At 74.0% G+C, this 21774-nt stretch carries 20 protein-coding genes; 7 read left to right on the forward strand and 13 right to left on the reverse strand.

The features are described 5' to 3' along the window. Nucleotide 1 precedes the first annotated feature (1 nt). Together TPA0908_RS05660 and TPA0908_RS05665 are read right to left on the reverse strand one after the other, a co-directional pair. Nucleotides 2-1792 (reverse strand): hypothetical protein, encoded by a 1791-nt coding sequence (locus tag TPA0908_RS05660; RefSeq protein WP_308447814.1) that lies wholly within the window; start codon nt 1790-1792, stop codon nt 2-4. After that, nucleotides 1750-3471 (reverse strand): hypothetical protein, encoded by a 1722-nt coding sequence (locus tag TPA0908_RS05665; RefSeq protein WP_374709185.1) that lies wholly within the window; start codon nt 3469-3471, stop codon nt 1750-1752. Before TPA0908_RS05665 ends, TPA0908_RS05660 begins: the two co-directional genes overlap by 43 nt. 321 nt (nt 3472-3792) lie before the next feature. Between TPA0908_RS05665 and TPA0908_RS05670 the strand changes: the two genes are divergently transcribed. Continuing rightward, on the forward strand, nt 3793-4986 hold the full coding sequence (locus TPA0908_RS05670) for a hypothetical protein (RefSeq protein ID WP_281935311.1): 1194 nt from the start codon (nt 3793-3795) through the stop codon (nt 4984-4986). Between the two features lie 183 nt (nt 4987-5169). Here the strand turns inward: TPA0908_RS05670 and dxs are convergent, their stop codons facing one another. Genes dxs through TPA0908_RS05690 form a run of 4 tightly spaced genes read right to left on the reverse strand, consistent with a single transcriptional unit; the run spans nt 5170 to nt 11682 of the window. Continuing rightward, nucleotides 5170-7116: a 1-deoxy-D-xylulose-5-phosphate synthase gene (dxs, locus tag TPA0908_RS05675; protein WP_281935313.1), complete on the reverse strand. Its 1947-nt coding sequence runs from the start codon at nt 7114-7116 to the stop codon at nt 5170-5172. 48 nt (nt 7117-7164) lie between these two features. Continuing rightward, nucleotides 7165-8325 (reverse strand): anhydro-N-acetylmuramic acid kinase, encoded by a 1161-nt coding sequence (locus TPA0908_RS05680; protein WP_281935315.1) that lies wholly within the window; start codon nt 8323-8325, stop codon nt 7165-7167. A gap of 13 nt (nt 8326-8338) precedes the next feature. After that, nucleotides 8339-9577, reverse strand: coding sequence for a class I SAM-dependent RNA methyltransferase (locus tag TPA0908_RS05685; RefSeq protein WP_281935317.1), 1239 nt, complete (start codon nt 9575-9577; stop codon nt 8339-8341). A 56-nt stretch (nt 9578-9633) separates the two neighbouring features. Further along, a complete protein-coding gene (locus tag TPA0908_RS05690; protein WP_281935319.1) occupies nt 9634-11682 on the reverse strand; it encodes an APC family permease in 2049 nt (682 codons plus the stop codon). A gap of 157 nt (nt 11683-11839) precedes the next feature. On the opposite strand from TPA0908_RS05690, the gene TPA0908_RS05695 reads away from it, so the two are divergent. Next, a complete protein-coding gene (locus tag TPA0908_RS05695) occupies nt 11840-12505 on the forward strand; it encodes a potassium channel family protein (RefSeq protein WP_107159279.1) in 666 nt (221 codons plus the stop codon). A gap of 3 nt (nt 12506-12508) precedes the next feature. After that, complete coding sequence (locus TPA0908_RS05700; RefSeq protein WP_281935321.1) at nt 12509-13198, forward strand: potassium channel family protein; 690 nt, start codon at nt 12509-12511, stop codon at nt 13196-13198. Nucleotides 13199-13204: 6 nt separating this feature from the next. Here TPA0908_RS05700 and TPA0908_RS05705 read toward each other — a convergent pair whose 3' ends face one another. From TPA0908_RS05705 to dut, 4 genes are all read right to left on the reverse strand, one after another. Then, entirely contained in the window at nt 13205-13888 is a 684-nt protein-coding gene (locus TPA0908_RS05705; protein WP_281935322.1) for a DUF3159 domain-containing protein, read from the reverse strand. Next, a complete protein-coding gene (locus TPA0908_RS05710; protein ID WP_107159277.1) occupies nt 13885-14265 on the reverse strand; it encodes an OB-fold nucleic acid binding domain-containing protein in 381 nt (126 codons plus the stop codon). Before TPA0908_RS05710 ends, TPA0908_RS05705 begins: the two co-directional genes overlap by 4 nt. A 165-nt stretch (nt 14266-14430) precedes the next feature. After that, nucleotides 14431-15075: a DUF3710 domain-containing protein gene (locus TPA0908_RS05715; protein ID WP_281935325.1), complete on the reverse strand. Its 645-nt coding sequence runs from the start codon at nt 15073-15075 to the stop codon at nt 14431-14433. Nucleotides 15076-15100: 25 nt separating this feature from the next. After that, on the reverse strand, nt 15101-15598 hold the full coding sequence (dut, locus tag TPA0908_RS05720) for a dUTP diphosphatase (protein WP_199199859.1): 498 nt from the start codon (nt 15596-15598) through the stop codon (nt 15101-15103). A gap of 83 nt (nt 15599-15681) precedes the next feature. Between dut and TPA0908_RS05725 the strand changes: the two genes are divergently transcribed. Further along, entirely contained in the window at nt 15682-16173 is a 492-nt protein-coding gene (locus tag TPA0908_RS05725) for a DUF3093 domain-containing protein (protein WP_281935327.1), read from the forward strand. A gap of 19 nt (nt 16174-16192) precedes the next feature. Here TPA0908_RS05725 and TPA0908_RS05730 read toward each other — a convergent pair whose 3' ends face one another. Together TPA0908_RS05730 and TPA0908_RS05735 are read right to left on the reverse strand one after the other, a co-directional pair. Then, entirely contained in the window at nt 16193-16996 is an 804-nt protein-coding gene (locus TPA0908_RS05730; protein ID WP_281935329.1) for a hypothetical protein, read from the reverse strand. Between the two features lie 194 nt (nt 16997-17190). Beyond that, nucleotides 17191-17487: a DUF4193 domain-containing protein gene (locus TPA0908_RS05735; protein ID WP_013284790.1), complete on the reverse strand. Its 297-nt coding sequence runs from the start codon at nt 17485-17487 to the stop codon at nt 17191-17193. Between the two features lie 438 nt (nt 17488-17925). On the opposite strand from TPA0908_RS05735, the gene TPA0908_RS05740 reads away from it, so the two are divergent. Then, nucleotides 17926-18441, forward strand: coding sequence for a LytR C-terminal domain-containing protein (locus TPA0908_RS05740; RefSeq protein ID WP_199199858.1), 516 nt, complete (start codon nt 17926-17928; stop codon nt 18439-18441). A gap of 95 nt (nt 18442-18536) precedes the next feature. Here TPA0908_RS05740 and TPA0908_RS05745 read toward each other — a convergent pair whose 3' ends face one another. Then, complete coding sequence (locus tag TPA0908_RS05745) at nt 18537-19352, reverse strand: inositol monophosphatase family protein (RefSeq protein WP_281935334.1); 816 nt, start codon at nt 19350-19352, stop codon at nt 18537-18539. 283 nt (nt 19353-19635) lie between these two features. On the opposite strand from TPA0908_RS05745, the gene TPA0908_RS05750 reads away from it, so the two are divergent. Then, nucleotides 19636-21237, forward strand: coding sequence for an RNA polymerase sigma factor (locus TPA0908_RS05750; RefSeq protein WP_281935336.1), 1602 nt, complete (start codon nt 19636-19638; stop codon nt 21235-21237). 247 nt (nt 21238-21484) lie between these two features. Then, complete coding sequence (locus TPA0908_RS05755) at nt 21485-21718, forward strand: DUF7455 domain-containing protein (RefSeq protein ID WP_091070720.1); 234 nt, start codon at nt 21485-21487, stop codon at nt 21716-21718. Nucleotides 21719-21774 lie beyond the last annotated feature (56 nt).

The following is a 21774-nucleotide window of genomic DNA, read 5'->3' on the forward strand; positions in this document are numbered from 1 at the left end:
GTCAGCCGCCGAGCAGGGGGCGGACGTCCCACAGGTGCCCGCCGGGGACGTCCCGCCCGGGCCCGACCAGGGCGTCCACGGTGACCCGTACCGGGTCGCCGGGCGACGAGTCGGCCTGCACCAGCGCCGCTGCCCGCCAGTGCCGCAGGTCCTCGACCGCCTGCCGGCGTTCCGCCTCGCCCACCGGCGGCACCTGGCCGGTCTCGGCGGCCCGGCGCAGCAGCAACGACGTGGGACGGTCCGGCGCGCCCCACCGGGCGGTCGGGTCGGCGGCTGAGCGCGGCCCGATGAAGTAGCCGCCCGGCGCGTCGAAGGCCAGCCCGGCGCGCGCCGACCAGAACATGGCCGGGCTGACCGCCGCGCCGGTGACCGGTGGCACCGGCACCAGCGTCCGGCCCGGCGGGACGTACGCCCGCCAGCCGCCGCCGGTCACCACGGCCGGCACCGGCGGGACCGGCACGGTGCGGATCGGGGTCGGGACGAGCGGCAGCAGCGCGGCGGCGACCGCGCCGGCCCACAGCGCCCGCCCGCGCGCGGTGCCGCCCGGGGCCCGGTCCACCGCCAGCGCCAGCAGCACCCCCAGCACCGGTACGCAGACCAGCGCGAACCGCGCCGGCACCACCAGGTCCAGCAGCGGCACGCCGGCGACCAGCCGGTACGGGCCGGGCAGCCCGGTGTCGTGCCGCCCCACGATCACCGTGGTGCCGAGCGACAGCAGCGCGAACAGCAGGCCGCACGCGGCGAGCGCGCGCACCAGCGGTCGCCGCCACAGCCGCACCGCCACCAGCAGCGCCAGCGGCGGCAGGAACGGGCCGAAGAACGAGTTCTGTTCGGTCGGGTTCGGCGACAGCAGCCCGGCCCGGTGGCCGTCCCCGCCCACGGTCTGCCGGGCGGTGGCGGTGAACGAGACCAGGTCCAACCGGTAGCCGCGGGTGTGGAACGGCATCCCGGTGTAGTGGCCGGGGCCGAGGAACTGGACCCACAGCGGGTACGCCAGCAGCACGCCGGCGACCAGCGCGCCGAGGCCCAGCCGGCGCGCCACCACGGGCGCCAGCCGGCGTGCGGTGTCCCGGTCGGCCAGCGCGTACGCCCCGGCCAGCACGCCGGCGGCCAGCGCCAGGAAGACCAGCACCTCCTCGCCGAGGAAGACCTGGTACGCGACCGCGAGCCCGAGCAGCACCCCGTCGCGCCGGACCCGGTCGGTGGCCGGCCGGAACACCAGCGCGAGGATCACCGGGACCAGGAACTGGGCGGCCATGTGCAGGTGCGCCCCGGCCTGCGCCACCATGCCCGGGGCGAACCCGCAGACCAGCCCGCCGACCGCGGCGGCGGCCCGGGAGCGGACCAGCCGGCGGGCGAGCAGCGCGTACCAGGCGGTGGCGGTGCCGGCGAGGCTGAGCGCCACCGCGACCAGGAACGCGGCCTGGCTGCCGAACGCCACGGTGACCGGGGTGAGCGGCACGCCCAGCCCGAGCACCGAGGTGTTGGCCATCAGGTTCACCCCGTGCGGGGCGTTGAGCGCGGCGCTGTGCAGCGGGTTCTCGCCGTCGGTCACCGCGCGGGCGGCCCGGGCCAGCATCCATTCGAACAGCATCTGGTCGCCGGCCTGGTGGAACAGCCGATCCGGGCGGCGCCACTGGTCGGCGGTGAGCAGCACGGCCAGGGCGAGGTAGCCGGCCACCACGAGCGCGTCGACCGGCCGGGGCCGCCACCACCGCCGGGGCGCGGGCCCGGGGCGGGCCGCCGGGCTCAGGCGGACCGGTCGGTCAGTGTCCGGACGTCCCACACCCACACGTCCAGCTCCTGCCGGGCCGGCCCGACCAGTTGCTCCACGGTGCGCCGCAGCGGCTCGGCGTTCTGCTCGTCCAGCGGCAGCACCACCACCGCCGCGTTCCAGTGCCGCAGCTCGTCCAGGAAGCGACGGCGCTGCCGGTCGTCGAGTTTCGGCGTACGCCCGGTGGACGCCACGTCGGCGAGCAGCTCGCCGATGCCGCTGCGCCGGCCGCCGAATCGGCCCGGGTCGCCGGTGACGCCGTTGCGCGGCGCGAGGAAGTAGCCGCCGGGGATCTTGAACGCCAGGTCGGTGCTGGCCGCCCAGCGCATCGGGTCGGTGTTACCCATCGCCGGCACCGGCACGGAGACCAGCGTCTGGTCCGGCCCGACGTACTGCCGCCACCGGTCGGCGGTGATGAACTCCGGCACCGGCGGTCGGGTGGTGACGCGCAGCGGCATCGGCGCGATCGGCAGCAGCGCGAAGACCAGGCCGGCGGCGGTCAGCGTCCGCGCGGTCCGCCGCTGGACGCCGCGCAGCACCCAGGCGCTGCGCACCGCGTACGCCAGCAGGACCGCCACCGTCACGGTGGTGATCAGGCCGAACCGGGTCGGCACCACGGCGTCCAGCAGCGGCAGCCGCACCAGCAGCTCCCACGGGCCGGTCACCAGTTCCCGGTCCCACCAGGAGATCCGCTCACCGAGCGAGAGCACCGCGAAGAACAGCCCGGTCGCGGCCAGCGCCCGGACCATCACGTCCCGGCGCAGCCAGACGACGATGCCGACGGCCAGCAGCGACAGGCTCCAGCCGAAGAACGCGTTCTCCTCCGAGTAGTTCGGGGCCAGGTTGACGTTGGCCCGCTCGTTGCCGCCGAACGTGGGCGAGCCGGGGGCGACGAACGCGGCGATGTCGTTGCCGTAGTCGCGGACCGCGTCGCTGAGCCCGTGGTACGCCATCGGGCCGGCGAACTGCACCCAGAGCGGGTACGCCAGCAGCGCGCCGGCCAGCACCGCGCAGACCGCCAGGCCGGTGCCGAGCGGTCGCCACGCGGTGGCCCACCGGTCCCGCTGCTGCACCAGCACGGCGATCAGGAACACCCCGAGCGCCAGCGCGGTGAAGAGCAGGATCTCCTCGTTGATGAACGCCTGCACGACGACCAGCAGGGCGAGCAGCGCGCCGTCGCGGACCGGCCGGACCGACCGGGTCAGCACCAGCACCCGCCAGACGATGAACGGCAGCAGGAACTGGCTGATGATGTTCGGGTGCCAGTTGGCGTGCGACAGCATCGCCGGCGAGAACCCGCAGAACCACGCGCCGACCGCGGCGGCCGGCCGGTGCCGAACCAGGTGCCGGGAGAGCACCCGGTACCAGGCGGCGGCGGTGCCGCACAGGCCGAGTGTGACCAGCGCGACGAAGGAGACCGCCGGTCCGAACAGGAGCGTCACCGGCACCATCGGGATGCCGAGCGCCAGGATGGCGGTGTTCGCCATCAGGTTGACCCCGTCGGGGTAGTTGAACTGGTCGGTGAAGAACGGGAACTCGCCGTGCAGCACCACCCGCACCGAGTGGGCAAGGAAGAACTGCACCTGGGCGGGGTCGCTGCTGTAGAGCGCGGCCACCCGGCCGGCCGGGTCGGCCCAGATGCCGCTGGTCACCCAGATCGCGGCGAGCAGGAAGGCGGCGTACACCACCAGGTCGATGCGGCGGCGCGTCCACCGCCACCGGCGTCGGGCGGCCGGCGCGGCCTCCTCGGTGGTGGATGCGGCCGGCGGTTCGGTCCGGGTGACCGGCGGTGGGGGGTCGAGGGTGACGGATCGGGAGCCCGTCGGGGCGGCGGCGGCCGGCGTCGAGGCGCCGCGGGTCTCGGCAGGCGTCACAGTCGGCGGAGTCTACCGGAGCCGGATATTGAGCCACGAATCGCACGTCACGTTCCGCGACGAACGGGTGAGCCGGGCTCCGCCCGGTGACCGCACGTCTCGTACCATGTGGGCTTCCGACCGACGACCGCCGAGGGGATCAGTGTGGTTTCAGCCCGCCGAAACGCGGTGACGGGCGCCGCGCTGGCAGCGTTGGCGCTGGCCACAGCCGGTTGCGGGCCGGTGACCGAGCGGCAGCCGACAACCCTGCGGGTCGGCTACGACAGCCTGGACGGCTCGCTCGCGGTCTGGCCGCCGCGCGGCAGCCTCGCCGGTGACGCCGCCGCCACCGCCGCGATCACCGCTGCGGTGCGTGACTGGCGCTCACCGGTCGACGACCGGGTCCACCTGCCCTCCTCCGGCATCCTCTTCTCCGGCGAGGTGGCCGGCGCGCCGCTGGCACTGGTCGCCGCCGACGTGCCCGGCGAGGCCGCCTCCTGGCTGCTGCAACTGAACCGGGACGGGCAGCGGTGGCGGGTGTCGCACGCCACCGAGTACACCGAGGCCGGCTACCTGGTCTACGCCGACGTGCTGCCGGTCCGGCAACCCACCGGGCGCCGCTACCTCACCTCCGCCCGCGTCGAACGCCTGCTCGGCCCGGACGGCCGCACGGTGCCCGGCGCCGACGGCATCACCGAGCCGGTCGCGGTGCCGGCCTGCCGGGCCGTCGCGCTGACCGCGACGCTGCGGCCCACGCCGTCGCTGCCGCGCGGCCGGGCCGCGGACCGCGTCCTCGACCTGGGTACGGCCACCGAAGCGCCCCGCTACCCGCTGGTGCGCGACGAGACCGGTGCCGGCAAACGCGCCCTGACCGGCCTGGACACCTGCGCGCTGACCGGCGGACGGGGCCCGTTCGGCAGCGTCCCGCGCCGTCTCGGTGACCGGGAGGCGCCCCGTTCCGTGCCCGAGTCCTGGCCGATGGCGAAGATCGCCACGCGCTCGCTGGGCGAGGTGGCGCTCGGCGACGGGGAGCCGGGCGACCTGGAGCAGTTGAGTTGGGACAGTCCCACCGGGACGATGACCGCCGTGCTCTACCGCCCGTCCGGCGGCGGTGCGCCCGTCGTCTCCCCGGCCGACCGGTCCACCACGCTCCAGGCGTACCCCCTGCCGGTGCCGGGCCAGCCGCTCGCGGTGCTCACCTGGCGCACCCGGGACGCCTCGTTCGCCGCGCCGCCCGGCACTACCCGCCTGGTCGACCGTCCGGGCCTGGTGGTGGTCGAGCAGACCGACGCCAAGCAGACGTTCAGCCTGGCCGGCACCGAGAAGACCTGGTACCGCTCCCTCTCCTCCCCCCGCTGACCCCCGTCCTCGACGCCGCCTGAGATCTTGGAAGGAAATGGCCCCCGGAGGGGCACTTTGCTTCCAAGATCTCTCCGGCCATCCCTCCTGCGTCCGCTCCACACCGCCGACGTGGCGACGGTGCCCGGAACAGCGTTCGGGCGGCCCCGCGACAGCGGGACCGCCCGAGTGCCGTGAACCGGATCAGTTCTGCGCGGTGGCCCCGTCGGTGGCCGGGTCGACCGGGGCGGCGTCCAGGCCGGAGATCCAGCCGGTGACGTCGCGCGCCACGTCCTGGGCGGTCAGCCCCAGGTCGGCGAGGATCTGCGCGCGGGTGCCGTGCGGGTGCCAGTCGGCGGGTACGCCGAGGTCGCGGACCGGCACGCGGACGTCGGCGTCGCGCATCGCCTGGGCCAGCGCGGAGCCGACGCCGCCGACCCGGACGCCGTCCTCGACGGTGACCACGAGCCGGTGTCCGGCGGCCAGCTCGACCAGCTCGGCCGGGACCGGTCGGACCCAGCGCGGGTCGACCACGGTGACGCCGTAGCCCTGCTCGGCGACCCGGGACGCGACCTCCATGCCGAGGCCGGCGAACGAGCCGACCGCGACCAGCAGCACGTCGGTACGCGCCGACTCGGTCAGCACGTCGACCGGGCCGACCCGGCGCACGGCCGGCAGGTCGGCGGCGACGGTGCCGGTCGGGAAGCGCAGGATGGTCGGGCCGTCGTCGACGGCGATCGCCTCGCGCAGTTCCTCGCGCAGCGTGGCCGAGTCGCGGGGCGCGGCGATCCGCAGGCCGGGCACCACGCCGAAGACCGACATGTCCCAGATGCCGTAGTGGCTGGGCCCGTCCGGGCCGGTGATGCCGGCCCGGTCCAGCACGAACGTGACCGGCAGCTTGTGCATCGCCACGTCCAACAGGACCTGGTCGAACGCCCGGTTGAGGAACGTGGCGTAGACCGCGACCACCGGGTGCAGGCCGCCCATGGCCAGGCCGGCGGCGGACGTGGCGGCGTGCTGCTCGGCGATGCCGACGTCGTAGACCCGCTTCGGGTACTTGCGGGCCAGCGCGGCGATGCCGGTGGGCTCCGCCATGGCGGCGGTGATGCCGACCACGTCGGGGCGCTCGTCGGCGATCGCCACCAGCTCGTTGGCGAACACGTGGGTCCACTTCACCGACGGCGCGGCGACGAGTTGGCCGGTCTCCACGTCGAAGGCGCCGCCCGGGCCGTGCAGGCAGTCGGCCTCGTCGTCCTCGGCGGGACGGTAGCCGTAGCCCTTGCGGGTGACCGCGTGCACGATCACCGGGCCGCCGAAGTTCTTCGCCGCGCGCAGCGCCGCCTCGACCGCCGGCACGTCGTGACCGTCGACCGGGCCGACGTACTTGATGCCGAGGTCCTCGAACATGGCCTGCGGGGCGACCGCGTCCTTGATGCCCTTCTTGACCGCGTGCAGCACCTCGTACATCGGCTTGCCGACGAACGGCGTGTTGCCCAGCGCGTCCTTGACGGTGTCGAGCACCTTCTCGTAGCCGGGGTTGAGCCGCAGCGACGACAGGTGGTCGGCGAGGCCGCCGATGGTCGGCGAGTAGGACCGGCCGTTGTCGTTGACCACGATGATCAGCGGGTTGCCGGCGGTGGCGATGTTGTTGAGCGCCTCCCAGCACATGCCGCCGGTGAGCGCGCCGTCGCCGACCACGGCCACCACGGAGCGCTTCTCGCCGCGCAGCGCGTACGCCTTGGCCAGGCCGTCGGCGTACGACAGGGCGGTGGAGGCGTGCGAGTTCTCGATCAGGTCGTGCTCGCTCTCCGCCTGGCTGGGGTAGCCGGAGAGGCCACCGCGCTGGCGGAGCTTGTCGAAGCCCTCCTGCCGACCGGTGAGGATCTTGTGCACGTAGGCCTGGTGGCCGGTGTCGAACAGGAGCCGGTCGCGCGGGGAGTCGAACACCCGGTGCATGGCCAGCGTCAGCTCGACGACGCCGAGGTTGGGGCCGATGTGCCCACCGGTGCGGGAGACCTTGGCGATCAGAAAGTCACGGATCTCGGCACCGAGGATGTCCAGCTGCTCGGCGGTCATCCGCTTCACGTCCTGCGGGCCACGGACGGCGCCCAGCAGCCGACCGTGGTTGGCCGTGCCCTCTTCAACACTCATGACCGGAGAGTCTATCGGTCGTGGCACAGTCCGCAGCCGAGCCGTGGCTCAGGACGCCACCGTCAGCCGACGTGGTGGCGTCGGGGTCGGCGCCCCGAACGGAGGGCCGGCCGGGGTCCAGGAGCCGAGCACCGCGGCCCGGGACGCGCCGGTCACCGACGGCACCGCGCCGGGCAGCCCGTGCCAGCTCAGCCAGCCCAGCAGCGCGAACGCGTACGCCTCCTTCGCCTGCGCCGGGACGCCCAGCTCGTCGGTGGTCCGCAGCCGCCAGCGGCCGGCGCCGAGCGCGGCCAGCCGGGCCCGGAGTGTGGGATTACGCACTCCCCCACCGGCGGCCACCACCTCGGTGACGCGGTGCCGGTCGCACGCGTCGGCGACCGTGCGGGCGGTCAGCTCGGTGAGCGTGGCCAGCACGTCGTCGGCGGCCACCGGCTCGCCGAGCGCGGCCAGCGCGGCGTCCAGGTAGCCGCCGTGGAACAGCTCCTTGCCCGTCGACTTGGGCGGCGGCGCGGCATAGTACGGCTCGGCGAGCAGCCGATCCAGCAGTGCGCCGTGCACCCGGCCGGCGGCGGCGCGCGCCCCGTCGACGTCGCAGGAGCGGCCCAGGAGGCGCCGGGCGGCGGCGTCCAGCAGCGCGTTGGCCGGGCCCACGTCGTACCCGAGGACCGGTGCCCCGGGGGCGACCACGGTGAGGTTCGCGATCCCCCCGAGATTCAACGCCGCCCGAGGGCCGGCGGCGGCGTCGAGCAGCAGCGCGTCGAACGCCGGGACCAGCGGCGCGCCCTGCCCGCCGGCCGCCACGTCCGCCGAGCGCAGGTCGTGCAACACCGGTACGCCGACGCGCGCGGCGACCCGGGCCGGCGCGCCGAGCTGGAGCGTGCCGCGCGCCCGGCCGGCCTCGACCCAGTGGAAGACGGTCTGACCGTGGGACACGACCGCGTCGACGGCGCCACCGGCCAGCTCGACGCCGACGGCAGCCGCCTCGGCGAACACGTCGCCGAGCCGGTTGTCGAGCCGGCAGACCGCCTCGATCGTGGTGGCCGCCGGCGGCAGCAGCGCACCGATCTGCGCCCGCAGGTCGCCCGGGTACGCCAGCTCACGGTGCCCGAGCGGCCGTAGCCGCAGCGTGTCCCCGTCGAGCGTGAACTCGCCGGCGGCCACGTCCACCCCGTCGTACGACGTCCCCGACATCAACCCGACGATCTTCATCGGACCAGGCTAGTCACTGTGCCGGGGGCAGGAACAGGCCGACCAGCTCGACGTGCTGGGTCATCGGGAACAGGTCGAACCCGCGCAGCGCGGCCAGCCGCCAGCCCGCCTCGGCGAACGTGCGCACGTCCCGGGCGAAGGCCGCCGGGTCGCAGGCCACGTACGCCACCGCCCGCGGGTCGGCGGCCACCACGCCGTGGACCACCGCCGCGCCCGCGCCGGAGCGCGGCGGGTCGAGCACCACCAGGTCGACCGGGCCGGTGACCCGGCGGCGGGCCAGCGCGGTCTCCACCCGGGCCGCGACCACCTCCACGGCGGCCAGGTCGGCCAGGTTCGTCCGGGCCGCGGCCACCCCGTCCGGGGCGGACTCGACGACTGTCACCCGGGCCCCGTCGACCCGGCCGGCGAGCGCGGCGGCGAACAGCCCGGCCCCGCCGTACAGGTCCCAGGCGGTCTCGCCGGGACGCGGGTCGAGCAGGTCCAGCACGGCGCCGACCAGGGCGTCCGCCGCGGCCGGGTGCACCTGCCAGAAGCCGGACGCGGGCAGCGTGAACGATCGCCCGGCCGCCGTCTCCCGGACCCGCTCCGGCCCGCTCACCGCGGTGGCGACCCCGTCGGCGTACGCGACCACGGCGACGTCCCCGCCGCTGCTGGCGACCGCCTCCACCGCGTCGGCGTCCGGCCAGCGCGCCCCGGTGGGCGGCAGCACCGGCAGCTCCCGGATCGCCGGATGGGCGATCAGGCAGCGGTCGATCGGCACCACCTCGTGCGAGCGGTGCTTGAGCAGCCCGGCCCGGTCGGCGGCGTCCACCGCGTAGCGGACCCGGGAGCGCCAGCCCAGCGGCCCGCCGGGCAGCGCCTCGACCCGGACGCCGAGCGCGTCCACCTGCGCGTCGGTGAGCCGGCCCAGCCGGGTGAGCTGCTCGCGCACCACGGCGAGCTTCCAGTCGAGCTGGGCGGCCGGGGCGACGTGCTGGAGGTCGCAGCCGCCGCATCCACCCGGCCGGGCGTACGGGCAGGGCGGGGTGACCCGGTCCGGCGAGGCGTCGAGGATCTGCACCGCGTCGGCGCGGGCGAAGCCCCGGTGCAGCTCGGTCACCTCGGCCACCACCCGCTCGCCGGGCAGCGCGTGCCGGACGAAGACCACCTGGCCGCCGACCCGGGCCACGCAGTGCCCGCCGGGGGCGACCGCGTCGACGGTCAGCTCGACCCGCTCGGCCTCCACCAGCCCGGGACGTTCCGGCGCGCTCACGGCGCCACCCTTCGTTCCCGACTGCGGGGCTCGCCGGGCCGGCTCACTCCCCGCGCTCACGAACGCTCCCCCTGTTCGCCGGAGGGCGTGGCGTCGACCGGCGGCGGCAGGGTGCTGCGCGGCGCGACCCGGGGACCGCGCGCCGGTCCGCGGCTGAGCGTGGCGTCCAGGCGGTCCAGGTTCTTGCTGGCGGTGGACGCGAGCTGCCAGGGCACGCTGGTCACCATCACGCCCGGTTCGAACAGCAGCCGGCCCTTGAGCCGTAGCGCGCTCTGGTTGTGCAGGAGGTTCTCCCACCAGCGGCCCACCACGTACTCCGGGATGAAGACGGTGACCACGTCGCGCGGCGACTCCCGGCGGACCGAGGCGACGAAGTTGAGGATCGGCCGGGTGATCTCCCGGTACGGGGAGTCGATCACGGTCAGCGGCACCGGCAGCTCCCGCCGTTCCCAGTCGGCCTGGAGGTCCCGGGTGTCCTTCTCGTCCACGTTGACGGTCACCGCGGTGAGCGTGTCCGGCCGGGTGGCCCGGGCGTACGCGACGGCCCGCAGCGTGGGCTGGTGCAGCTTGCTGACCAGCACGATGGCGTGGTTGCGGGCGGGCAGCACGGCCCGCTGCTCGGTCGGCTCCAGCTCGGCGGCGACCCGGTCGTAGTGCCGGCGGATGCCCAGCATGACCACGTACATCACGGCCATCGCGACGATCGCGATCCACGCGCCGAGCAGGAACTTGGTGACCAGCACGATGACCAGCACCACGCCGGTCATGGCCATGCCGAACGCGTTGATGGCCCGGGACCGGATCATGCGCCGGCGGGCCTCCGGGTCGCGCTCGTTGCGCAGGTGCCGGTTCCAGTGCCGGATCATGCCGGCCTGGGAGAGCGTGAACGAGACGAACACGCCGACGATGTAGAGCTGGATGAGCCGCGTCACCTCGGCCTGGAAGCCGACGATCAGCACCACCGCGGAGACGGCGAGGAACACGATGCCGTTGGAGAACGCCAGCCGGTCGCCCCGGGTGTGGAGTTGGCGGGGCAGGTAGCGGTCCTGCGCGAGGATCGAGCCGAGCACCGGGAAGCCGTTGAACGCGGTGTTCGCGGCCAGGAACAGGATCAGCGCGGTCATCCCGGCGACCACGTAGAGCAGCACCGATCCGCCGCCGAACACGGTCTCGCCGAGCTGCACGGTGACCGTCTTCTGCACGTACCCGTCCGGACCGGAGACGATCTGGCTGGGGCTCTCGACGAACTGCAGGCCGGTCCGGCGGGCCAGCAGGATGATGCCGACCAGCATGGTGACCGCGATGCCGCCGAGCAGCAGCAGCGTGGTGGCCGCGTTCTTCGACTTCGGCGACTTGAACGCCGGTACGCCGTTGGAGATCGCCTCCACGCCGGTGAGCGCCGCGCAGCCGGAGGAGAACGTCCGCAGCAGCAGGAAGATCAGCGCGAACCCGGTGACGCTGTGCTCGGCGTGGATCTCCAGGCCGGCGCTCGGCGCGCGCAGGTCGTCGCCGAGCACGAAGATCCGCACCGCACCGGTCAGCAGCATGCCGCCGATGACGATGACGAAGCCGTAGGTGGGGATGGCGAACGCGGTGCCCGACTCGCGCAGGCCGCGCAGGTTGATCGCGGTGAGCAGCACCACCGCGCTGACCGCGATGAGCACCTTGTGGGTGGCCACGAACGGCACCACCGAGCCGAGGTTCGCCACCCCGGAGGAGACCGACACGGCGACCGTCAGCACGTAGTCGACGAGCAGCGCGCTGGCCACCGCGAGGCCGGCCCGCGGACCGAGGTTGACGGTGGCGACCTCGTAGTCGCCGCCGCCGGACGGGTAGGCGTGCACGTTCTGCCGGTAGCTCGCCACCACGGTGAGCATCACCACGACGACGGCGAGCGCGACCCACGGCGAGAAGAAGAACGCGGACGCGCCCGCGATGGAGAGCGTCAACAGGATCTCGTCCGGCGCGTACGCCACGGACGAGAGCGCGTCGGACGCGAAGACCGGCAGCGCGATGCGCTTCGGCAGCAGGGTGTGCTGGAGGCGGTCGGACCGGAACGGTCGACCGAGGAGGAGTCGCTTCAGCAGCGAGGTGGGGCTGGCCACAACCGACAAGCGTACGGCCCCTTGGCGCGGGACGGTGGGGTGGCTGATCACCGCCGCGCGCACCCGCGCGGTACCGTCGGTGCCCCGCCGGACGCGGGGACGTGGCAGGCTCGCAGACGACGGGTCGGCGGGCGGCACCGTGGGAGGAGCGGACACCGTGCATGTCGTGATCATGGGTTGCGGCCGGGTCGGGTCGACCCTGGCGCACAGCCTGGAGTCCCGGGGGCACTCGGTGGCGGTGATCGACCAGGACGCGGACGCGTTCCGCCGACTCGGGCCCGACTTCGCCGGCATCACGGTCACCGGCGCCGGCTTCGACGGCGAGGTGCTGCGCGAGGCCGGCATCGAGCGGGCCGACGCGTTCGCCGCGGTCTCCAGCGGCGACAACTCCAACATCATCTCGGCCCGGCTGGCCCGCGAGACGTTCGGCGTCTCCCGGGTGGCGGCCCGGATCTACGACCAGCGCCGCGCCCAGGTCTACGAGCGCCTCGGCATCCCGACCGTGGCGACCGTCCGGTGGACCGCCGACCGGATGCTGCGCCACCTGGTCCCCGAGGGGAACGTGGAGATCTTCCGCGACCTGACCAGCACCGTGTCGATCGTCGAGGTGCCGGTGCACAAGGACTGGATCGGCCGGCCGTTGCGGCAGCTCGAGGAGTCCGCCGGCGCCCGGGTCGCCTACCTGACCCGCTTCGGGATCGGCACGCTGCCCACCGCCTCCACCGTGGTGCAGGAGGGCGACCAGGTCTTCATGCTGGTGACCGACGACATCGTCGCCTCGGTCACCTCGGTGGCGGCGGCGCCGCCGGAAGGGGGGCACTGAGTCATGCGGATCGCCATCGCCGGCGCCGGCAACGTGGGCCGCTCGATCGCCCAGGAGCTGATCGACAACGGTCATCAGGTGATGCTGATCGAGCGGCAGCCGAAGATGCTGCGGCCCGACCGGGTGCCGACCGCCGACTGGGTGCTGGCCGACGCGTGCGAGCTGGCCAGCCTGGAGGAGGCCAACGTGGCCGGCTGCGACGTGGTGGTCGCGGCCACCGGCGACGACAAGGTCAACCTGGTGGTCTCGCTGCTGGCCAAGACCGAGTTCGCGGTGCCCCGGGTGGTGGCCCGGGTCAACCGGGCGGAGAACGAGTGGCTGTTCACCGAGCAGTGGGGCGTGGACGTCGCGGTCAGCAAGCCGCGGGTGATGGCCGCGCTGGTCGAGGAGGCGGTGACCGTCGGGGACCTGGTCCGGCTGATGACGTTCCGGCAGGGCGAGGCGAACCTGGTGGAGATCACCCTGCCGCCGACCGCGCCCTACGTGGGGCAGCCGATCCACGCGGTGCCGATCCCCCGGGACGCGGCGCTGGTGGCGATCCTGCGCGGCAAGCGGGTGCTGGTGCCCACCCCGGACGACCCGATCGAGGCCGGCGACGAGCTGGTGTTCGTGTGCACCGCCGAGGTGGAGGACGCGGTGCGCGCCGTGATCCTCGGGCCGGACAGCACCGAGCGGAACCGCGAGCGGTCCTGAGCGGGCTCAGGCCCCCGGCAGCGGCGTGACGGTGGTGCCCTCCCGGGTGACCCGGCGCACCACCCACACCGTGATCAGCAGCAGCAGCGCGTACGGCGGGTAGCCCAGGGCGAGCCGGGCCACGCCGAGCGCGGTGTCCTGGTGGGCCAGGTAGAGCCCGGCCTGCACGCCGACCTTGGCCAGCCACACCACGCCCCAGAGCACGGTGAGCTGGGTGAACGTGCGCACCAGCTTGGGGTCGTCGCGCCACTCGGAGCGGCCCTTGGCGACCAGCACCGACCAGATCCAGCCGACCAGCGGCTGCCGGATCGCGGCGGAGAGCAGCAGCGCCAGGCCGTAGCCGATGCCGTAGAGGATGCCGGGCAGATAGAAGTCGCGCGCGTCGCCGCTGCGCAGGGCGAAGAACGCGCCGACGCCGATGCCGAACAACCCGTTCAGCGCGTGCCGCACCGGTTTGCGCTGCGCCAGCCGCATCGCGGCGATCAGCAGCGCCACCGCGATCGAGGCGATCAGCGCCGGGCGCAGCTCGCCCACCACGTTGGCGATCACGAAGACCACCACCGGGATGCTCGACTCGACCAGGCCGCGCCAGCCGCCGAGCTGGTCGGCCATCTGCTCGGCGATGCTGGGCAGCCGCTCCTCGTCCTGCGGGTCGAGGCCCGACGGGGTGTGCTGCTGTCCGGTCGTCACTTCGGCGGCTCCAGCTCGTAGTACGGGTTGTAGATCACCTTGCGGTCGTCCCGCACGGCCACCCGGCCGTGGGCGGTGAGGTGCCGGCCCGGCTCGATCCCGGCGATGTGCCGCCGGCCCAGCCAGACCAGGGTGACCACGTCGTTGCCGTCGTAGAGGTCCGCCTCCAGCGTGGGCAGGTTGGTGCGCGGCGTGTAGACCACGGTGCGCAGCCGCCCGGCCACCGAGACCACCTGGCCCCGGTTGCACTGGTGGGTGGGGGTGCCGCCGGATTCGGCGCTCTCCCGGCGCAGCTCCTGCGCCTCGATCTCGGCCTCGCTCGCGGTGAACCGTTGCAGCAGCCGCCGCAGCGACACCCGGCCCTGGTCGGTCGTCATGACCTCCGCGTCACCTCTCCGCACCGGGGTCCCGCGGATGGCGGAACCGTCCCGCCAGCGTACGCCGGTCCGGCCGGCGTGCGGGATCGGCGGCACGCCGGGCGGACACGCCGCGGGCCCGGTCCCGCCGGCTCGGAGCCGACGGGACCGGGCCCGACGCGTGCCTCAGACCTCCTGCGGACCGGCCGCCTGCTGCTCGGCGGCCTGCTGCTCGGCCACCTCGCGCGGCAGCCGCAGCGGCAGCGGCTCGCGGACCGGCTTGGCCTCCTGGCCGCGGTCCACCACCAGGCCGTCCAGGCAGGCCGCGAGCGGGCCGCCGGCGGCCGGGTCGACGGCCGCCTGGCCCTGGAAGACGCCCCGCACCATCCAGCGCGGCCCGTCGATGCCGATGAACCGCAGGTCGGTCATGCCGTCCGGGGTGCGGACCTGGGCCCGCAGCTCGGTGCCGCGCTCCCCCTCGACCTCCTGGGCGGCGGCGCCGTCGTTCAGCAGCGAGGTGCGGATCTCCTCGCGCACCTCGTCCCAGATGCCCTCCGAACGGGGCGCGGCGAACACGCCGAGCTGCAACGCGTTCTGCCCGTGCACCAGCACCACCTGCTGGATCACGCCCTGCGGGTCGGCCTGCACCCGCACCTCCACGTCCGGCACCGCCGGGATCTGGAGGCTGCCCAGGTCGAGCCGGGGCGCGTCGGGCGCCTCGCTGACGTCGTAGGGGCCACGAGCCGGCGCCGCCGGGGTCTCCCCGGCGTCGAGGACCCCGTTGTCACGCGCGTGCCGCGCCTCGTCGGCCCGCTTCCGGGAGAAGATCACTGCGCCCACCCTCCGCTGTTCGCACTCACCCTGCCACCTCTTCGCTCTGCCCGCCGCCCGGAGCCGGAACCAGCCCGGCGTGCCCGCCGGTGGACCCGTGCCCGCCGGTCCCGCGCCGGGAGCCGGGCAGCTCGGCCACCGGCCGGAACTCGGCACGGGCGACCCGCTGGACCACCAACTGCGCGATCCGGTCGCCCCGGCTGATCCGCGCCGGCGTGTCCCGATCATGGTTGATCAGGTTGACCAGGATCTCACCCCGGTAGCCGGCGTCGACCGTACCGGGCGCGTTGAGCACCGTCACGCCGAGCCTGGCGGCCAGCCCCGACCGGGGGTGGACCAGCCCGACGTACCCCTCCGGCAGCGCCACCGCCACGCCGGTGGGCACCAACGCGCGCCCGCCTGGCGGCAGCTCCACGTCCGCGGCGGCCACCAGGTCCGCGCCGGCGTCGCCGGGATGGGCGTACGCCGGCAGCGGCAGCTCCGGGTCGAGCCGCCGTACGGGCACGGGTACGACATCTGTCACGGTCATCCTCTTCCGTCCGGTCCTCGGGGTGCCCCTGCCATCCTGCCGGTTGGCCGGCCCGCCACGCGCCGTACCCTCGCAGTGTGCGTCAGTCGTCATCCCCGGCCGCCCCGACGGCCACCCCCGCGCCGTACGCGGAGCGCCTGGGGCTGCCCTGGTGGGCCTGGCCCGCCGGGCTGGCCGTGGCCGGGCTGCTCGCCGCCGAGCTGTGGCTGGGCGCGACCGGCTTCCGGGCCTGGCTGCCGTTCGTGCTGCTGATCCCCGGCACGGGGGCCGCCCTGTGGTGGCTGGGCCGGATCCGGGTCGAGGTACGCGACGGCGAGCTGCGGGTCGACGACGCCCACCTCCCGGTGCGCCACGTGGCGGACGCGGTGCCGCTGGACGCGACCGGCCGGCGCGAGGTGCTCGGCGTCGGCGCCGATCCGCTCGCGTTCGTGGTGCAGCGCCCCTGGATCGGCGGCGCCGTGCAGGTGGTGCTGGACGACCCGGCGGACCCCACCCCGTTCTGGGTGGTCAGCACCCGGCACCCGGTGGAGCTGGCGACCGCGCTGCTGGCCGCCCGCGACACCGCCTGACGCTTCCCCGCCCCGGCCGTCAGCCCCGCTTGTGGGGCAGGCCGCGGGACGTGTGCCGGAGGTCCTTGCGGAGCTGCTCGCCGAGCGTGCGGGTGGCCCGCCGGTTGAGGTAGCCGGCCACCGCCGCGCCGGTCAGGAACGGCCCGAGCGTGGTGAGATTGCGGCCGAAGCGACGCAGCATGCTGTCCCGCAGCTCGCGGCGGGCGGCGGTGCCCAGCACGGCGCTCACCCCGACGCCGGGCATCATCGGGTTGATCCCCCGCTGGCCGGCCCAGGACTGCACCAGCGCCACGGCACGCGCGGTGCCGCCGGTGGGCAGCGGCATCCGGTGGAGTTCGTGCAGTTCCCCGATGAGCTTCAACTCGATCGCCACCACGGCGACCGTCTCGGCGGCCAGCAGGACCGGGGCGGAGAGCAGGGTGGGCGTGACCGCCCACTCGACCGCGGCGACCCCGCCACCGGCCGCGCCGACCCCGGCGGTGGCCCGGGACGCGTTGCGGACCAGCCGGTCGGCGAGCGCGTCGTCGTCCAGGCCGGGGAAGTGCCGCCGCAGCGTGGCGAGGTCACGGATCGGCACGTGCGGCGCGACCTCGGCGACGGTCTCGGTCATCCAGCGCAGCGCGGCCTTGGGCTTGAACAGGTCGGTGAGGCCGCGCGCCCGGGCCTGGCCGACCAGCCGCACCAGCAGTTGCCGGCGGCGGGCCGGGGCGATGTCGTCGGCGGTCAGGGCCGCGACCGTGGCGCCCAGTTCCTCGCCGGTCGGCGTCGCGGCCGGGTCGACGGTTTCCTCCGCCCGCGCCGGAGCGGTGGTCGGGTCCGGCATGGACGACGTCGGTCCCGTCTCCGGGACTCGCGTCCGGTCATCCCGCTCGCTGCGCTCGCTCACCCGTCCGCCCTCCTGCTCCGCGCGGCCGGCAGCCGCCCGTACGAGTCAAGCAGCTTCCGGCCACCGGCGCACGGCGGCTCGAACAGCGGCGGCCCCGACGAGGAGGCCGCCGCCGGTGTCCCGGCTCGGGATCAGACGCACTCTCGGCAGATCAGGTCGCCGTTGCGCTCGACCGCGAGCTGGCTGCGGTGGTGGACCAGGAAGCAGCGCGCGCACCGGAACTCGTCCTGCTGCATCGGGAGGACCTTGACCGTGAGCTCCTCGTCGGCCAGGTCGGCGCCGGGCAGCTCGAAGCTCTCGGCCACTTCGGCCTCGTCGACGTCCACGGCGCCCGACTGTGAGTCGACCCGCCGGGCCTTGAGCTCCTCGAGGCTGTCCTCGCCGAGGTCGACCTCGTCGCGACGCGGGGCGTCGTAGTCGGTGGCCATCGGTTTCACTCTCCAATATCGATATGGTCGCTGCCGGTTGTAACGCCGGACGACGCCGTTTCGGTTCCCCTGGCCGGCCACCAACTGTGTCGGGCACCCGACCCGACGACCGGTGGGCCGGGTTCGCCGGAGCGGAACCCTCCGGCGAGCGCGGAACCTTACCCCCCCTTTGGGCGAGGCATGTATACCGCCCTCGCGGGAGAGATGTACGCCCCTGCGCCCGAAGTTGTTCCCAATGTGACTCAGGCGACACGAAGATAGGGGTAGTCCTACCCGTTCCCCCCGTGGCGCGCCGGCATGTCGGACTGTTTCCACGCGGGAGCCGGACAAGGGTTAACCTCAGCGGCGTACTCCGACGGTCGACAGACGCGGCCCGACCGCGCCGGCCGCCGCCACCCAATCACTGTCCGGGGAGCGCCCAGGATGAGTTTTGCGCGAGTGCGGGCACTCGTTGTCGTCGGACTGCTGGCGGTCATCGCCCTGGTCTTCGTGATCGTCGCCGTGGTCAAGGACAGTCAGGGCTCGGCCGGCACCGCCGCCGACTGCCCCGCCGGCTGGCCGCTTGTCGACCTGCGACTGCGCGAGCAGAAGGACGTGAAGATCAACGTCTACAACGCCACCGACGAGTCCGGCCGGGCCGGCGGCGTGGCGGACGACTTCCGCAACCGCAAGTTCCAGGTCAAGAAGGTCGGCAACGAGTCGAAGGAGGTCGACGGCGTGGCGGTGCTGCGCTTCGGCCCCAAGGGTGTCGGCTCGGCCCACCTGCTCCGGGCCTACTTCCTCAACAACGCCGAGCGGGTGTTCCTGCCGGACCGCAAGGACGACACCGTCGACGTGGTCCTCGGCAACGGGTTCCAGCAGTTGGCCACCACCACCGAGGTGAACCAGTCGCTGGGTGACCTGGGCGCTCCCGAGGCGCCGCCCGAGACGTGCCCGATGCCGGTCGAGAAGTGACCCGTGGGCCGGTCCGCCGGCCCGACGACGCAGGGCGGTCTCCGCGGTTCGGGAGGCCGCCCTCGTCGCGTACCCGTGGGGTGGGTGACAGGTCGTCACGGCCCGCCGGCGGCGTCCAGGTCGGCGAGCCGGGCGTGCAGCGGGCCGTGCAGCGCGGGCGGCGCGGCGAGCGCCAGGTCCGGTCCGGCCGGCCGGCCGGACAAGCCGGTCACCAGCAGCCCGGCCTCCCGGGCGACCAGCCCGCCCGCGGCGAGGTCCCAGTCGGCCAGCCCCTTCTCGAAGTACGCGTCCACCCGTCCCTCGGCGGCCAGGCAGAGGTCGAGCGCGGCCGCACCCATCCGGCGGATGTCGCGCACGTGCGGGATCAGTTCGGCGACCACCCGCGCCTGGTGCGCGCGGCGGCCCGCGGCGTACCCGAAGCCGGTGGCGACCAGCGCCTGCCCGAGGTCGGCCTCGGCGGAGCAGCGCAGCCGCCGACCGTCCCGCCAGGCGCCGCCGCCCGCGGTCGCGGTCCACTCCTCGCCGGTGAACACGTTGCGCACCACGCCGGCGACGACCTCGCCGGCCACCTCGGCGGCGAGCGAGACCGCGCAGTAGGGCAGCCCGTAGAGGTAGTTGACGGTGCCGTCGATCGGATCGACGATCCAGCGCACCCCGCCCCCCGCGACCGGACCGGCCACGCCGTACTCCTCGCCCAGCACCGCGTCGCCGGGCCGCCGGTCCCGCAACGCGGCCAGCACCTGCCGCTCCACCGCGCGGTCGGCGGCGGTGACCACGTCGGTCGCGGTGCTCTTGGTCGCGGCCACCGAGACGCCCTCGGCGCGCATCCGGTGGGCGGTGGCCGCGGCGTCCCGGGCCACCTCGACGGCGATGGTGAGCAATTCCCGCGGCGTGGGCGCCGAGGCGATCATGTTCGTCCCCTTCCCGCGCGGCCCGGACCGGCCTGGCCGTGCGTGGGTATCATCCTTACAAAGTCCACATCTGCGTCGAATCGGCGGTCCGGACCGCCGGTACGCCGTGCTGCGCAGGATGATCGCGGCAGACGGCGTTACAATTCACCCTGCCCACGCGCCACGGACCGCCAACGACCGGACGGACCGGGACACGGGGGTCCCTCAACGACTCGCCCGGCACGGCCCCGTGCTGCGCCGGACGACCCGGCCGTGCTCGCTCTTCGCCTCCGGAAGGTCATTCGTGACAGAACCCCGCCAGACCGGCGCCGACGTTCGCTCGCTCACCGACACCCTGATCGCCCACGCCCAGAGCGCCGGCGGTCAGCTCACGTCGGCCCAGCTCGCGCGCACCGTCGAGTCCGCTGAGGTGACCCCGGCCCAGGCCAAGAAGATCCTCCGCGCGCTCTCCGAGGCGGGCGTGACGGTCGTGGTGGACGGCTCCGCGAGCACCCGCCGCCGGGTCGCCGCGGCCCGGTCCGCCACCCCGGCCTCCCGGGCCACCACCGCCAAGACCACCAAGAAGGCGGCCGCACCCGCCCCCAAGCAGGCGCCCGCCGCCGAGGAGTCCCCCGCGCCGGCGCCCCGGAAGGCGACGGCCCGCAAGGCCGCCGGCACCACCGCCGAGGTGGCCGGCAAGGCCGCCGTCCCGGCCAAGGCCACCAAGACGACCCGGGCCACCAAGGCCACCGTGGCCGCCAAGACGGCCGCGGCGAAGCCGGCGAAGGCCGGCGAGGGCGCCGAGGGTGAGGTCGACCCGGAGGAGCTGGCCGCCGAGATCGAGGACGTGGTGGTCGAGGAGCCGGCCGAGCTGGCCCAGGCCGCCGAGGCCGACGCCGCGAACTCCGCCACCGACAACGACTTCGAGTGGGACGACGAGGAGTCCGAGGCGCTCAAGCAGGCGCGTCGGGACGCCGAGCTGACCGCCTCCGCCGACTCGGTCCGGGCCTACCTCAAGCAGATCGGCAAGGTGCCGCTGCTCAACGCCGAGCAGGAGGTCGAGCTCGCCAAGCGGATCGAGGCCGGCCTCTACGCCGCCGAGCGGCTGCGCGCCGCCGACGAGGGCGAGGAGAAGCTGGTCCGCGATCTGCAGCGCGACCTGATGTGGATCTCCCGGGACGGCGAGCGGGCCAAGAACCACCTGCTGGAGGCGAACCTCCGACTCGTGGTCTCGCTGGCCAAGCGCTACACCGGGCGCGGGATGGCCTTCCTCGACCTGATCCAGGAGGGCAACCTCGGCCTCATCCGGGCCGTCGAGAAGTTCGACTACACCAAGGGCTACAAGTTCTCCACGTACGCCACCTGGTGGATCCGCCAGGCCATCACCCGCGCCATGGCCGACCAGGCCCGCACCATCCGCATCCCGGTGCACATGGTCGAGGTGATCAACAAGCTCGGCCGGATCCAGCGCGAGCTGCTCCAGGATCTGGGCCGCGAGCCCACTCCGGAGGAGCTGGCCAAGGAGATGGACATCACACCGGAGAAGGTGCTGGAGATCCAGCAGTACGCCCGGGAGCCCATCTCGCTCGACCAGACCATCGGTGACGAGGGGGACAGCCAGCTCGGCGACTTCATCGAGGATTCCGAGGCCGTGGTGGCGGTCGACGCGGTGTCGTTCTCGCTGCTGCAGGACCAGCTCCAGCAGGTCCTCCAGACGTTGTCCGAGCGTGAGGCGGGCGTGGTGCGCCTGCGCTTCGGCCTCACCGACGGCCAGCCGCGCACCCTGGACGAGATCGGTCAGGTGTACGGCGTGACCCGGGAGCGCATCCGGCAGATCGAGTCCAAGACCATGTCCAAGTTGCGGCACCCCTCGCGTTCCCAGGTGCTCCGCGACTACCTGGACTGACCGCACACGTCAACCAGACGTGTCGGTTTGATCACCACCCGTAGAACACCGATCCTTGATCGGTCGGTTGCCTGTTTGTGATCGTTGACGTGGCACCCTTGGTGCACGGCACACTGTCTTCCACGCCAGGTGTGACCTCGGTCCCCCGCGGGCACACAGGGAAGGCAGGGCCCGAGATGGGTGTTGCAGGATAGGTGAGCAACGACCGACGAGTGTGTTCATCGGTGACGACCAGAGGAGGAAGGCGATGACCCCGACCCTCACGCCGCCGCCCGAGACGGTGAGCCCCCCGGCCGCCGATGAACGGTGCGACCGCTGTAATGCTGCCGGCAAGCTCCGGATCACCCTCTCGGGTGGGAGCGAGCTGGTGTTCTGTGGGCACCACGCGAACAAGTACGCGGAGGATCTCGTGAAGATCACCGTGCGGTACGCGACGGACCCGGAGTTCAGTTGGCGCGGCACCGATCTCATGGCGAACTGAGTCCGACAGACAACGAGTAACTCGACATAACCGGCCGGAGACACCGCACGAGGTGT

This window comes from Micromonospora sp. AKA38 (genome assembly GCF_027925725.1).
GTDB lineage: Bacteria > Actinomycetota > Actinomycetes > Mycobacteriales > Micromonosporaceae > Micromonospora.

Bases quoted from the DNA above. Each gene is read 5' to 3' on its own strand.
- TPA0908_RS05755 (WP_091070720.1), top strand. From the start codon at position 21,485: ATGACCCCGACCCTCACGCCGCCGCCCGAGACGGTGAGCCCCCCGGCC.
- TPA0908_RS05745 (WP_281935334.1), bottom strand. From the start codon at position 19,352: ATGATCGCCTCGGCGCCCACGCCGCGGGAATTGCTCACCATCGCCGTC.
- TPA0908_RS05710 (WP_107159277.1), bottom strand. From the start codon at position 14,265: ATGACGACCGACCAGGGCCGGGTGTCGCTGCGGCGGCTGCTGCAACGG.
- TPA0908_RS05735 (WP_013284790.1), bottom strand. From the start codon at position 17,487: ATGGCCACCGACTACGACGCCCCGCGTCGCGACGAGGTCGACCTCGGC.
- TPA0908_RS05680 (WP_281935315.1), bottom strand. From the start codon at position 8,325: ATGAAGATCGTCGGGTTGATGTCGGGGACGTCGTACGACGGGGTGGAC.
- TPA0908_RS05700 (WP_281935321.1), top strand. From the start codon at position 12,509: ATGCGGATCGCCATCGCCGGCGCCGGCAACGTGGGCCGCTCGATCGCC.
- TPA0908_RS05730 (WP_281935329.1), bottom strand. From the start codon at position 16,996: ATGCCGGACCCGACCACCGCTCCGGCGCGGGCGGAGGAAACCGTCGAC.
- dxs (WP_281935313.1), bottom strand. From the start codon at position 7,116: ATGAGTGTTGAAGAGGGCACGGCCAACCACGGTCGGCTGCTGGGCGCC.